The sequence below is a fragment of the uncultured Megasphaera sp. genome (genome assembly GCF_958350005.1).
Lineage (GTDB): Bacteria > Bacillota > Negativicutes > Veillonellales > Megasphaeraceae > Megasphaera.
This window is the reverse complement of the sequence record NZ_CATWFF010000002.1, coordinates 1-13,622: the sequence shown is the minus strand read 5'-3', so window position 1 is coordinate 13,622 and position 13,622 is coordinate 1. Positions and strand designations below refer to the sequence as shown.

The 13,622-nt window shown below is 53.0% G+C and carries 14 protein-coding genes and 1 riboswitch; of the genes, 11 read left to right on the top strand and 3 right to left on the bottom strand.

Annotated elements, in window-relative coordinates; genetic code table 11:
• Window positions 1-381: 381 nt before the first annotated feature.
• The 8 genes from cysS to smpB all read left to right on the top strand — a co-directional run bounded on the left by cysS (window position 382) and on the right by smpB (window position 7,461).
• Complete coding sequence (cysS, locus tag Q3886_RS00295) at window positions 382-1,827, top strand: cysteine--tRNA ligase (protein WP_301859089.1); 1,446 nt, start codon at window positions 382-384, stop codon at window positions 1,825-1,827.
• A complete protein-coding gene (locus Q3886_RS00290) occupies window positions 1,815-2,309 on the top strand; it encodes a Mini-ribonuclease 3 (RefSeq protein ID WP_301859088.1) in 495 nt (164 codons plus the stop codon). Before cysS ends, Q3886_RS00290 begins: the two co-directional genes overlap by 13 nt.
• Before the next feature lies 1 nt (window position 2,310).
• Entirely contained in the window at window positions 2,311-3,057 is a 747-nt protein-coding gene (gene rlmB / locus Q3886_RS00285) for a 23S rRNA (guanosine(2251)-2'-O)-methyltransferase RlmB (RefSeq protein WP_301859087.1), read from the top strand.
• Window positions 3,058-3,585 carry an NYN domain-containing protein gene (locus tag Q3886_RS00280; protein ID WP_301859086.1) on the top strand — a complete coding sequence of 176 codons (528 nt, stop codon included), beginning with the start codon at window positions 3,058-3,060 and terminating at the stop codon, window positions 3,583-3,585.
• Window positions 3,586-3,598: 13 nt separating this feature from the next.
• A complete protein-coding gene (gene sigH, locus Q3886_RS00275; RefSeq protein WP_301859085.1) occupies window positions 3,599-4,288 on the top strand; it encodes an RNA polymerase sporulation sigma factor SigH in 690 nt (229 codons plus the stop codon).
• 44 nt (window positions 4,289-4,332) lie between these two features.
• On the top strand, window positions 4,333-4,569 hold the full coding sequence (secG, locus tag Q3886_RS00270) for a preprotein translocase subunit SecG (protein ID WP_301859084.1): 237 nt from the start codon (window positions 4,333-4,335) through the stop codon (window positions 4,567-4,569).
• Window positions 4,570-4,638: 69 nt separating this feature from the next.
• The gene (rnr, locus tag Q3886_RS00265; RefSeq protein WP_301859083.1) at window positions 4,639-6,978 is read left to right on the top strand and encodes a ribonuclease R; all 2,340 of its coding nucleotides are present in this window, start codon (window positions 4,639-4,641) and stop codon (window positions 6,976-6,978) included.
• Window positions 6,979-6,990: 12 nt separating this feature from the next.
• On the top strand, window positions 6,991-7,461 hold the full coding sequence (gene smpB, locus Q3886_RS00260) for an SsrA-binding protein SmpB (RefSeq protein ID WP_301859082.1): 471 nt from the start codon (window positions 6,991-6,993) through the stop codon (window positions 7,459-7,461).
• A gap of 80 nt (window positions 7,462-7,541) precedes the next feature.
• On the opposite strand, the gene Q3886_RS00255 is transcribed toward smpB, so the two are convergent.
• The 3 genes from Q3886_RS00255 to Q3886_RS00245 all read right to left on the bottom strand — a co-directional run bounded on the left by Q3886_RS00255 (window position 7,542) and on the right by Q3886_RS00245 (window position 9,522).
• Entirely contained in the window at window positions 7,542-8,003 is a 462-nt protein-coding gene (locus Q3886_RS00255) for a nucleoside deaminase (protein ID WP_301859081.1), read from the bottom strand.
• A gap of 101 nt (window positions 8,004-8,104) precedes the next feature.
• Entirely contained in the window at window positions 8,105-8,701 is a 597-nt protein-coding gene (locus Q3886_RS00250; RefSeq protein WP_301859080.1) for an HAD-IC family P-type ATPase, read from the bottom strand.
• Window positions 8,702-9,246: 545 nt separating this feature from the next.
• A complete protein-coding gene (locus tag Q3886_RS00245; protein ID WP_301859079.1) occupies window positions 9,247-9,522 on the bottom strand; it encodes a metal-sensing transcriptional repressor in 276 nt (91 codons plus the stop codon).
• 132 nt (window positions 9,523-9,654) lie between these two features.
• A riboswitch (ZMP/ZTP riboswitch) is annotated at window positions 9,655-9,733 on the top strand.
• A gap of 45 nt (window positions 9,734-9,778) precedes the next feature.
• On the opposite strand from Q3886_RS00245, the gene Q3886_RS00240 reads away from it, so the two are divergent.
• The 3 genes from Q3886_RS00240 to Q3886_RS00230 all read left to right on the top strand — a co-directional run.
• Window positions 9,779-11,458 (top strand): formate--tetrahydrofolate ligase, encoded by a 1,680-nt coding sequence (locus tag Q3886_RS00240; protein ID WP_301859078.1) that lies wholly within the window; start codon window positions 9,779-9,781, stop codon window positions 11,456-11,458.
• Window positions 11,433-12,074, top strand: a complete 642-nt coding sequence (locus Q3886_RS00235; protein ID WP_301859077.1) for a cyclodeaminase/cyclohydrolase family protein — start codon at window positions 11,433-11,435, stop codon at window positions 12,072-12,074. Before Q3886_RS00240 ends, Q3886_RS00235 begins: the two co-directional genes overlap by 26 nt.
• A 460-nt stretch (window positions 12,075-12,534) precedes the next feature.
• A partial coding sequence (locus Q3886_RS00230) for a DUF819 domain-containing protein (protein WP_301859076.1) occupies window positions 12,535-13,622 on the top strand: 1,088 nt, incomplete at its 3' end.

Below are 13,622 nucleotides of genomic sequence, written 5' to 3'. Positions count from 1 at the left end.
TATAATTAAAACATTATTATATCTGGCGTATTGCAGTGTATTAGAGGCATAACAGACCTTGACAGAATAAGAATTATTCGCTAATATATAACATATTCATGAATGACAATTGACAGCATACATGGAAATGCAATGACCAAAATGTGCTGCTGATGGAAGTGCGACAGAGAGGACAGGCAGCAGCTGAGAGCCTGTTCAGCCGGAAAAATCTGCAGCGTTGCCTTTGTGAGCAGGCCAGGTGAAACAAGTAATCTGGTCCGGAAGCGCCCGTTATGCGCCTTGAGATTATGGCAATGCCATAAAAACAGAGTGGAACCACGGGCCACCGTCTCTGTATAGGGGATGGTGGCCCTTTTGTCTGTATGATGAGGAGGAACTGTAATGAGAGAATTAAAAGTCTATAATACGATGAGCCGCAAAAAAGAGACCTTCGTACCGGTTACGCCTGGTCAGGTCAAGATGTACGTCTGCGGCATTACGCCGTATAACCATTCCCACATGGGCAATGCCCGCCCTTTTGTGACCTGGGACGTCATTAAGCGGTATCTGGAACATTTGGGATATGAAGTTACGCACATTCAGAATTTCACTGACGTAGATGATAAAATTATCAATACTGCCAATGGCGAAGGCGTTACGTGGGATACCATTGCCAACCGCTATATTGCATCCTATTTTGAAGTCATGGATGCCCTCCATATCCGCCGGGCTGATAAATATCCCCGCGTATCGGAACACATGCCGGAAATCATCCATATGGTACAGACCCTGATTGACAAGGGCTATGCCTATGTCATCGATCACGACGTCTATTACAGTGTGGAAAAATTCGCCGATTACGGCAAGCTGAGCGGCCGCAGCCTGGACGATATGATGGCCGGTGCCCGCATTGAAGTCGATGACCGCAAACACAATCCCATGGATTTTGCTCTCTGGAAAGGGGCAAAGCCCGGTGAACCTTCCTGGGACAGCCCGTGGGGCCCAGGCCGTCCAGGCTGGCATATTGAATGCTCGACCATGAGCAACGAATACCTGGGTGCTACCTTTGATTTTCACGGCGGCGGCAGCGACCTCATTTTCCCGCACCATGAAAACGAAATTGCCCAGTCCGAAGCCTATACGGGCAAAAAGCCCATGGTCAAGTACTGGCTCCATAACGGCTTTATTACGATTAATTCGGAAAAGATGAGCAAGTCTCTGAACAACTTCTTCCTTGTCAAAGATGTGCTGGCCCATTACAGTCCTGATGCGCTGCGGTTCTTCCTCATTTCCAACCACTACCGCAGTCCTCTCGATTTCAGCGACGAACGGCTGGAAGAAATGACGCGCAGCCTGGAACGGCTGGGCACGTCCATTGACAACGTACTGGAACTGCTGGCCATGCCGGCCGGTGCCAAGTCTCCCGAATCGGCACAGCTCCTGGCTGATGCCAAAGAAAAGGAAGAAGCCTTTGAAGCGGCTATGTGCGATGATTTCAATACGGCTCTGGCCAGTGCAGCCATGTTTGATCTGGCGAAAAAGGTCAACATTTATAAAGATGCGGTCCTCAACAACGGCGTACCTGTTGATTCGGCAGCTGTATCGGAAGTTAAGCGCGTATTCAAGATGATGACCGATATTCTCGGTATCCTGGAAGACCGGTGGAGCGGGCAGAAAGCTGACGCCAGCAGCAAAGACTATCATGATCTGATGGATGCTATCCTGGAAATCCGTCAGGAATGCCGGGCTCAGAAGCAGTATGCCCTGGCTGACGCCATTCGCGACAAACTGACGGCGCTAGGCATTACCATTGAAGATTCGCCGCAGGGCGCACGGTGGAAAAAGTGAAATTCAAACAGCTTCAGGCTCTGAAACACCGGGCATATGCGGCCTTTGCACAGGGCAGCCGCCTCGATGCTCCCGATCAGGATGCTTCCCGGCTGGACCCCATTTCCCTGGCTTTTGTAGGCGATGCCTATTATGCCCTGAACCTGCGCCGCCGCCTGGTGGAAACGGGGATTCCCAACGTACAGGTTCTGCATTTGCTGGCAGCCGAATTCGTATCGGCCAAAGCCCAGGCCTACGTGTACCGGCTGCTGAAAGACGACCTGACCGAAGAGGAACACCTCGTGTGCCGGCGGGCGCGCAATGCCTATTCGCAGGCGCCGAAAAGCGCGTCTGTCGCCGAATACCACGACAGTACCGCTCTGGAAGCCCTCATTGGCTATCTGGTCCTTTCCGGGCAGAACGAACGGCTCGGCCAGGTATTTCAGAAGGTCGTGGACTATACGAAAGACTACTGTGCCAAGCAGCACGGAGAAAGGAACTAATATGAGTACGGAATGCATCATTACAGGCCGCAACAGCGTGACTGAAGCGCTGCGGGCAGGCCGGGCCATTACCAAACTGTATCTGGCTGCCGGCAACGATACACAGCCTCTGCAGCGGATTCGGGACATGGCCCAGGATAAGGGAATTCCCATTGAAGAGATTCCCCTGAAAGCGCTGAACCGGCTCGTTCCCGGCAGCCGCCATCAGGGCGTGGCCGCCGTAGCGGCTCCCGTAGCCTATGCGGACCTGACGGATGTGCTGGCCCAGGCTGCTGAAGCAGGGCGGACGCCCTTCCTGGTACTTTTGGACGGCATAGAAGACGTTCATAATCTGGGCGCCATTATCCGTACTGCTGAATGCGCCGGTGCTGACGCCGTACTGCTGCCGAAGCGGCGCAGTGCCCCTCTGAATGAAACAGTAGGCAAGACATCGGCCGGTGCTGTAGAGTACCTGCCAGTCGTGCAGATCGGCAACATTGCCCAGACCCTGCGGAAACTGCAGAAACGGGGATTCTGGGTCATTGGCGCCGATATGGATGGGGAAACGGACTATTTTCACAGCTCCCTGACTGAGCCGATTGTGCTGGTCATTGGCAGTGAAGGCCGGGGCATATCCCATCTGGTCAAGGAAACGTGTGATGTCCTGGTACAGATTCCCATGTTTGGTCATGTCAATTCCCTCAATGCATCGGTAGCGGCAGCGCTGCTGATGTATGAAGTCGTGCGGCAGCGGCAGGCGGTGGTATAAGTGAAAGATTTATTCATCGTAGATGGATATAATATTATTTTTGCCTGGCCATCACTGAAAAAACTGGCCAGTCAGTCTCTGGAGCATGCCAGAGAAAAACTGATCGATACGATGGCCAGTTACGGCAAGGCCAAGGGCTATACGCTGGTACTTGTCTTTGACGCCATGTATACGGAAGACGGGGAAAAGAGCGCCCCTGTAGGCAGTGACTGCCAGGTCGTCTTCACCGATAAGGAAGAAACGGCAGACAGTCATATTGAACGCCTGGTCTACGAACATCGTCATGAACGGCGCAGTATTTACGTCGCCACGTCAGACGGCACGGAACAGACCCAGATTCTCGGCACCGGAGCCTATCGCATTCCTGCCCGGGAACTGGCGGAAGATGTAGCCCGGGTCCGCAGGGAAACGGCGTCCTATGACCATCGCAATGTCCTGAAAGAAGGATCAAACCGCAGCGAAGTGGCCTGCCGGGTCCGCAATCAGGACGTATTGGAAAAACTGGAAAAGATTCGCAGGTCTAAATAATCGAGGTGCATATATGCAGGGAGAAGCACAACGGAAACAGGAAAGAGAAAACCGGTTTGCCGGCATGAGCGACGAAGAAGTCGTAGCCATTGCCCAGCAGGAGCACGACGGCGAGGCAACGGATTATATTGTCAATAAATATCGTAATTTCGTCAAGTCCAAGGCACGCATGTACTTTCTCGTCGGCGCCGACCGGGACGATATTGTCCAGGAAGGCATGATTGGCCTCTATAAGGCGACCCGCGACTTTCGCGGCGATAAGCTGGCTTCGTTCCGGGCCTTTGCGGAACTGTGCATTACGCGGCAGATCATTACGGCCATCAAGACGGCGACCAGGCAGAAACATTTGCCTCTCAATTCCTATGTGTCCTTAAATAAGCCCATTTATGAAGCCGAATCGGACCGGACGCTGCAGGATATCATTTCCGGACTGCACGTCTGCGACCCGGAAGAACTGGTCATTAGCCGGGAAGAATTTATGGACATTGAACTGAAAATGAACGAAATTCTCAGCGATCTGGAATGGCAGGTTCTCATGGCCTATCTGGATGGCAAGTCCTATAATGAAATGTCTCAGCAGCTGCACCGTCATGTCAAGTCCATTGACAATGCACTGCAGCGGGTCAAGCGTAAGCTGGAACGGTACCTGGAAACGAGGGACCGGGAAAATAACGGTTCTCCTATTGATAGAAACGGCAAATAAGTGTACAATAGTATCGTTAGTTCTGTGTAATGAGGAGGATTCACGTGATTACTGTACTGGAAATTTTAGTATTTATTCTGTCGCTGCTGCTGATTGGCGTCGTCGTGGCTCAGAAGAGCAAGACCCAGGGAATGGGTGCAGGATTTGGCGGCGGTGCAGATGATTTGTTTGGCAGCCGGGCCCGCGGCATGGATGCGCTCCTGTCCAAGCTGACTATTGTTTTGTCTATTGCCTTTGCAGTCTGTACCCTGCTGTTAGGCAGATTGATGCATACGTTTTAAGGTGACTTACTGGCCTGCGGCTTTGTCGCAGGCCTTTTTCATAAAACAGGAACGAGAAGGAGAGATACGATGGATACGGACCTTTCCCGTGACATTGTCCGGCTGAGCCGCCTGGAACCAGACGGCGTGACTGTCGAGGACTGTGCAGAGCGCCTGGGCCTGACCGGTGCGGATCTGGCAGTGTTATTCGATACATTTGATGAATTAGTAAGGAGGGGAATATTGATGCGCACAGTCGATGAACGGTATACGGCACCAAACCGGCCCCAGGAAGTGACCGGTATTTATAAGGGATATACAGCTTCTTTTGGCTTTGTCCTCTGTGAGGGCCTGGAAGATGACGTGTATATTTCCGAACAGAACCGGCATACAGCCATGAACAACGATAAAGTCACCGTCCGCATTCTGCAGAGCAGCAACGGCCGCCATAAGCGGGAAGGCGAAATTATCGATATAGTAGAGCGGGCGAACAAGACCATTGTCGGCACCTTTGAACGGGAAAAGCGGTGCGCCTTTGTCCGTCCTGATGACGAACGGATACGGGAAGATATTTACATTTCCCTCGACAAGACCGGCGGTGCCCGCAGCAGTGCCCGCGTCCTGGTTACCATTACCCGCTGGCCTGAAGAAGGCCGCAAAGCCGAAGGGGAAGTGACGGAAGTCCTGGGCTATGACGGCGACAAAGACCTGGATATTAAAGTCATTATGGCCCGTCATGGTCTGCCCTTCGCCTTTCCTGACGACGTGCTGAAAGAAGCGGAACAGATCGACATGACCGTCAAGATGGACGACAGCCGCCGCGATTACCGGGACCGCCAGCTCATTACGGTGGACAGCGAAGACGCCAAGGACCTGGACGACGCCATTGACGTGGAACGCCTGCCCAACGGCAACTTCCGCCTCGGCGTCTATATTGCCGACGTCAGCTGGTACGTGCGCCCCGGTACGGCTCTGGACCGGGAAGCCTATGCCCGCGGCACCAGCGTATACCTCGTAGACCGGGTCATTCCCATGCTGCCTACGGTCCTGTCCAACGGAATCTGCAGCCTCAACGCCAATGCCGACCGCTACTCCATGACCTGTGTCATGGAAATTGACAGCACCGGCAAGGTCGTCCATGCCGATATTGGCCCTGCTGTCATTCGCGTCAAGCGGCGATGCAATTACAAGGAAGTCAAAAAGGCCCTCATCGACGATATTATTCCTGACGATCTGCAGCCCTTTATGCCCATGCTGCGGCAGCTCCAGGAACTGGCCGGCGTCCTGCGGCAAATGCGTCTGCGCCGCGGCGCCATTGACTTTGATTTCCCGGAATACAAAGTCATCCTCGACCCGGAAGGAAAGCCCCTGCGCCTGGAAAAACGGGAACGGACCATTGCCGAACAGATCGTAGAAGAATGTATGCTCATTGCCAATGAAACGGTGGCGTCTTATCTGCGGGACAGCGGCAACCCCACGGTATACCGCATTCACGAGCTGCCGGAAGAGGAACGGCTGAATATGATGCGCACCGTCCTGTCCAGCTTTAACCTGCCCGTACCGGCAGGGGAAGACGTAAAGCCCGCCGATTTTCAGCACCTCCTGGAAGTATCCAAAGGGACCAGTGAAGAAATGGTCGTTCAGACCATTGCCCTTCGTTCCATGCAGCAGGCGCGGTACGATACGAATAACGTCGGCCATTTCGGCCTGGCCTCGTCCTGCTATACCCATTTTACGTCGCCGATTCGCCGCTATCCGGACCTCATGGTTCACCGCCTGATCCGGCAGTACCAGCAGCGGGGAAAACTGACGAAAGATGAAGCAACCCAGTCTCTGACGTATCACAAGATTGCCGCCGACATGGCCAGCTCGCGGGAACGGATTGCCGTCGAAGCAGAACGGGATACAGACGATCTGAAAAAGACCCAGTACATGCTGCCTTTCATCGGTCAGCCCTTTGAAGCCCATATTACGGGCATTACGTCCTTCGGCCTGTTTGTGGGCCTGGAAAACGGCATTGAAGGGCTCGTCCATATTTCCCTGCTCACCGATGACGACTATGAATTTGACGAGCTGACCTATACCATGCGGGGCCGTCTGGGCGGCCATGTATACCGCCTGGGCGATGCCATGACAGTGACGCTGGCCAAAGTCAATACGGAAAAATGTGAAATCGACTTCGTCCCGGGCACGGTAGACTCTCTGGAAGACCTGCAGCAGCTGATGGCCGCCAGTGCAGAACGGCGCCACAAAAAGAGCAGCGGCGGCAGTCGGCCTGACGTATCGAAGCGCAACTGGTTTGCCGGAGCCAAGGGAGCGAAAAAAGATAAAAAGCCGAAAAAAGACAAGAAACAGGACCGCAAGAAAAATCAGAAAAATCGCGGCCGGAAAATCAAAAGCCGCAAAGGCCGCAAATCGAAAAAGAAATAGGAGGAATGGATCGTGCCACAGTCACCAAGTGGTGTGAAATACATTACAGACAATCGTAAAGCACGCCATGATTATTTCATTCACGAAACATATGAAGCCGGTATTGCCCTGACAGGGACGGAAGTCAAGTCCCTGCGCCAGGGAAAGGTGAATTTAAAAGACAGTTTCTGCCGCATTGAAAACGGCGAAGCCTTTCTCTGGGGCATGCATATCAGCCCGTATGACCAGGGAAACCGCTTCAACCACGATCCCCTGCGGACGCGGAAACTGCTCCTTCATGCCTATGAAATCCGCAAGCTCCTGGGAAAGATCAAGGAAAAGGGCTATACTCTCATTCCTCTCAATTTGTACTTCAAAAAAGGGAGAGTCAAAGTGACGGTTGCCCTGGCAACAGGGAAGAAGCTGTATGACAAGCGCCAGACCCTGGCCGAACGGGAAGCCAAGCGCGACATCGAACGGCGCATGAAGAGCAAGCAGTATTGATATCCGTATATACAAACACAAAAAAAGCCTGCTTTCTTTCACAGTCGAAAGAAGGCGGGCTTTTTGCCGGTTTCTGGCACTTAGTAAATGGTCATCTGCTTCTTTTTGTATTCTTCAAATACGGGGAGGGCCTTGTCACGGTCCAGCTGGTGCAGTTCCATTGTCTGCACATCAGTGCAGTTGTTCTTGATAAAGTCATAAATCGCATCGTCGCGGAAACCGATGTTGGCAGCGTCTTCGGCACTGCAGCCATAGTACACGGTCTTGATGTTGGCCCAGATAATGGCCGACAGGCACATGGGGCACGGCTGGGCCGACGTGTACAGGACGCAACCCGACAGGTCATAGGTACCCAGATGGCGGCAGGCATCGCGGATGGCCTGCATTTCGCCGTGGCACGTGGGGTCGTTGTTTTTGATGACTTCGTTGTGGCCCCGGCCGACGATGACGCCGTCCTTTACGACAACAGCACCAAAGGGACCGCCGTGGCCGGTGGACAGATTTTTCCTGGACTCTTCAATAGCTTCATTCATAAAATTCATAGTATCGTTGTCCTTTCCTGTTTTATGACACTTTTTTCATTATATCATATCATACAGGCCCTGTCTGCTCATAATTTCGTGTTCCACTGCCGCTTATGGGCTCAGGCTGCTTTGATTTCCTTCTTTCGCCAATGCAGCAGCAGGGCGGAATTGATGAGGACCAGGACGGAGCCGGCGTTATGAACCAGGGCGCCGACAATGGGATTCAGTATGCCCGTCATGGCCAGCACAATAGCGACTCCGTTCAATGTCAGGGAAAAGGCAAGATTGCAGCGAATGGTGATCATCATCCGCTTTGCCAGGAGAAATATATGAGGAAGTTCGCTGATATTATCGGTAATCAGAACCATATCTGCCGCGTCTACGGCAATGTCGCTGCCGATTTCGCCCATGGCAATTCCTACATGGGCTTTCTTGAGTGCCGGTGCATTGTTGATGCCGTCGCCGATCATGCAGACCCTATTGCCGCTGTTCTGGAAGTCATCAATATGGCGCAGCTTATCTTCGGGCAGGCAGTTTGCAAACACTTCCTGAATGCCAAGTCGGTTTGCCATATAGCCGGCTGCTCTCTGGTTATCGCCAGTCAGCAGTACTGGCGTTACCTTTGTGCTGCAGATGCGGGCAATGGTGTCTGCAGCATTCTGCCGCAGCGTGTCGGACAAGGCCAGGAAGCCGACAGCCTCCGTGCTGACTGCCACATAGGTAATGGTGCATCCTGTTGCTTTGTACGTGCTCTGCCGGAATGAGTTGTTCCGTTCCGTGAGACATGCGCCGTGCCGTCCGCGGCGTCAGATGTACCAGATTTTCGATGCCCGTTCTGGCTTTGGCGACTGTGCGTTCTTCCAGAAGGCTGCTGATCTGCATGATCCAGGCGATTTCTCCGGCAGCAAAAATTTCGCCAATAATGACCGATGCAATCAGAGCCAGAGACACGAGGACGTCTGCTTTTATGTCAAATTTGGTGACCAGTCCGGCGGCAGCTTCCCAAATGATGGGAATGCCGCATAATATAATCGATATCCATGCCGGATCTGCAGTCCCTGTGGTGACATGAAACAGGCTGGCCAGCAGGGCCAGTCCCGATAGGATGAGGAAAAGCACGTCTTTTTTCTCGCTTCCCCATTTTACACACGATTCTAATTGATGCAATATCATTTCTCCTCCTTTTTATACCCATATAGGTATAGGTTGTCAATGGAGATACAAAAAAACAGCCTCCGTGAGGAGACTGTTTTTTGCGTCCTTAATTCATATTGGCAAATCGTTCGACAGCTTTTGTGAAATTAGCAATGGTTTTATCGGCATCGCCGTGCTCAATGCCGTCTCGGACGCAGTGTTTAATATGGCCTTCCAAAATGACCTGACCTGCTTTATGAAGCGCTGATTTGGCTGCGTTAATTTGAGCTAGAATATCTTCACAGGGAATGTCTTCATCGATCATGCGGTCAATGGCCTGTACCTGTCCGATAATTTTTTTTAAGCGGCGATGCAGGTTATCAGCATCCATACATTGTTTCATCGACTCTTACCTCCTTTATACCGTTAGAGGTATATGTATATTATTATCAGATAAATTAGTCTGTTTGTCAAGAAGGGCTTTTTTACACGTTCTATTATTTGACACTGTCCGCCTGTGTCCTGTATAATACCAGTATAATCATGTGACTGACGGAAGTGGAGCTACCACGGGGAGCATGATGGAGAAGAAGCCGACCGTCTGGGCAAACGTTCCAGAGGTGCGGCATTTTTTTATGGAACAGACAGGAGGAACAGCCATGGCAAAAGTACTCAGCGATATTGAAATTGCGCAGCAGGCCACATTGGAGCCTATTGTAAACATTGCCAAGAAAGTTGGTTTGACGGAAGACGATTTGGAATTATACGGGAAATATAAAGGAAAAATTTCGTTTGACGCCATTCGGCGCCTTTCGGGGAAGCCGGACGGCAAGCTCGTTCTCGTAACGGCTATTACGCCGACGCCGGCAGGGGAAGGGAAAACCCTGACCACCATCGGTCTGGCTCAGGCCCTGAACCAGATGGGCCACAACGCCGTCGTAGCCCTGCGGGAACCGTCTCTGGGACCGGTTTTCGGCATTAAAGGCGGTGCTGCCGGCGGCGGCTATGCCCAGGTACTGCCCATGGAAGACATTAACCTTCATTTTACAGGCGATATGCACGCCATTACGGCAGCCAACAACCTGCTGGCGGCAGCCATTGACAACCACGTCCATCAGGGCAACGCCCTGCGCATCGACGTGCGCCGCATCATCTGGAAGCGGGTCATGGACATGAATGACCGGGCGCTGCGCAACATTGTCGTCGGTATGGGCGGCAAAGTATGCGGCTTCCCGCGGGAAGACCACTTCATGATTACAGTGGCCTCGGAAATCATGGCGGCTCTGTGCCTGGCCAGCGATCTTATGGATCTGAAAAAACGGATGGGCGATATTACCGTCGCCTACGACCTGGACGGCAATCTGGTCACAGCCCGGCAGCTCGGCGTCGCAGGGGCCATGGCCATTCTCATGAAAGACGCCGTCAAGCCGAATCTCGTTCAGACCATTGAACACACGCCGGCCCTGGTTCACGGCGGTCCCTTTGCCAACATTGCCCACGGCTGCAACTCCGTTATCGCTACGAAACTGGCCATGAAGATGGGCGACATTGCCGTGACAGAAGCCGGATTCGGCGCCGATTTGGGTGCAGAAAAATTCATGGACATCAAATGCCGCTATGCCGGCATCAAACCCGATGCTGTCGTCATCGTTGCTACCGTGCGGGCCCTGAAAATGCACGGCGGCGTAGACAAGAAGAACCTGAGCGAAGAAAACGTAGACGCTCTGAAGAAAGGCTTTGCCAACCTGGCCAAGCACATTGAAAACATGCGTCAGTTCGATGTGCCTGTCGTCGTAGGCATCAACAAATTCGCTGCTGATACGGAAGCGGAAATTACCGCTCTGCGCACGCTGTGCAGCGACTTTGGCGTCGACGTGGCCCTGAATAACTGCTGGGCTGAAGGCGGCAAAGGCGGCGTGGAACTGGGCGAAAAGGTACTGCACCTTCTGCAGCAGCCCAAGACGCCGTATAAACCGCTGTACGATGTAAACGATTCCATTCCTCAGAAGATGGAAACCATTGTCCGCAAGATATACGGCGGTGACGGCGTCGTCTTTGAAGGGAATGCAAAGAAACAGATTAAGGAACTGGAAGCCTTTGGCCTCGACAAACTGCCGATCTGCGTCGCCAAGACCCAGTACTCCCTGTCGGACGATCCGTCCCTGTTAGGTGCGCCATCAGGCTTTACGGTTACCGTAAAAGATGTGCGCGTCTGCACCGGTGCCGGATTTATCGTCTGCCAGACCAGCAATATTATGACCATGCCGGGATTGCCGAAAGTACCGGCGGCCAATAGAATGGACATTGATGAACATGGCGTCATTACAGGATTGTTCTAAGTTCAGCCATTTTTCCACTATGCCCCTGAACGAGTTATTAGATGCGGCAGCATCGAAAGAACCCGTCCCGGGCGGTGGCGGTATTGCCGCCATGACCGCAGCATCGGCAGCTGCGCTGGTGGAAATGGTAGCCAATTTGACGATTGGCAAAAAGGGCTATGAAGACGTAGGCCTTCTCATGACGTCGATTCGCGATAAAGCCTGCAGACTGCGCAGCCGCTATCTGGACGGCATTGCAGAAGATGCCCGGGCCTTTGACGGCGTCATCTGTGCGGTTCGCCTGCCCAAGGATACGCCTGACCGGGCAGAGCTGGTGCAGCAGGCCTTTAAGGATGCGGCATCGTCGCCGTTTCAGCTGGGCAAGGATATTTTTGTCCTCCTTCAGCTGGCGGAACAGGTTGTGCGCTACGGCAATGCCTGGGTCGTCACAGACGGCGCTATTGCGGCCATGAACGCCCGTGCGGCTATGCGTTCGGCTTTCTACAGCGTCCGCATCAACCTGAAATCCATTAAAGATACGGAGTTTACGGACCAGATGATGGCGGCTATTCTGGAAATTGAAGAAAAAGCAGCCCTCGTAGAGGCCAGTGTAGAAGCGGCATATCAGCAAAGATAAGTACATAGCAGTAAAAACAGACGGAGTATTCCAAACGGGATATTCCGTCTGTTTGCGTATGTCTCAGACTGGGGAATGGGAGGCAGCAGTCTGGCAATAGTCTCGTCATACATGCCGGTCGCCCACAGGCCGTTGTCCGTCTGCAGCAGAATCTACCCTGTCTCTCTGCCCGGCATGTCAGGAAGGATTACGAATCAGCTTCTTGTCTGCCTGCAGAACGGCCAGACGGCCTGTGGACTCCCTGTGATGATGTATGCCGTCATCCTCTTATCCAGTATATGTGTGAACTTACGACCTGCTGGAAAGAGCTGTGTCCTTTCTGTTTTATCATCAAAAGTTTTGAAGTATTTAGTTTTTCTGTATTTTTCCCCCGTACATATTGCCACGGGGGCATATTTTTCCTATAATATACTTTTGTCAGGAAAAAGCCGGCATGTCCGGCTGAAAGGGAGTTGTTCGTATGCATACACTGATTAGCCCGGAAAATACGTGGCTTCTTATGACCCTTATGTTTGCAGCCGTTTCGGCGGCTATTTATCTGGAACAGACTTATGCGTGGGCGTCGCGCCTGTCTGGTGCCGTCATTGCCATGGTGATAGCGGCGGTGCTGGTCAACACCGGCGTGATACCGCCTCATGCGCCGGCCTTTGACGATGTCATTTGGGGCTATGCCGTGCCCATGGCTATTCCTTTACTGCTGCTGCAGGCCAATCTGAGCCGCATCTGGAAGCAGACGGGCCGGCTGCTGTTCATCTTTCTCATCGGCTCTGCCGGGACCGTCGTCGGCGCTGTGGCCGGGACGGCGCTCATGGCCGGCATGATCCGCGAACTGCCCAAAGTTGCCGCCATGATGACGGGGTCCTACATTGGCGGCGGCGTGAACTTCGTCGCCCTGTCCGATGCGTTTCATGCGAGCAGTACGATCATTTCCGCTGCTGTTGTGGCCGATAATCTGAATATGGCCATTTATTTTCTCGTCCTCATCGGTATTGCCGGCAGCGCCCTGTTTCGCCGCTGGTACCGTCATCCGTATATTGAAGAAATGGAGCAGCACGGTGTGTCGGCTGAAGGGAAGACCAAGGCTGCGTCCTACTGGAAACGGCGGGATATTTCGCTCCGCGATATGGCCATCGCCGTGACCTATGCTGCCATCGTCGTCACTGTGTCCCGCAGTCTCGGCGAGGCTATCGGCGCCGCCGTGCCGGAGGGATACTGGTTTTCTGCTGTAGGGAAGACCTTCTTTGGCAGCGCGTACGTCTGGATTACGCTCATTTCCATGACTTTTGCGACCTTCTGCAGCCGCTGGGCTGATGGAATGAACGGTGCCCAGGAAATTGGCACGTATTTCATTTACCTCTTTTTCTTCGTCATCGGCGTCCCTGCGTCGGTTATGGAAATCGTGCGCAATGCGCCCATCTTGTTTGTCTTCTGCTTCTTCATGGTTGTCGTCAATATGCTGTTTTGTTTTATTGGCGGCAAAGTGTTTCATTTTACGCTGGAAGAAATTATTCTGGCCTCCAATGCCAATATTGGCGGGCCTACGACGGC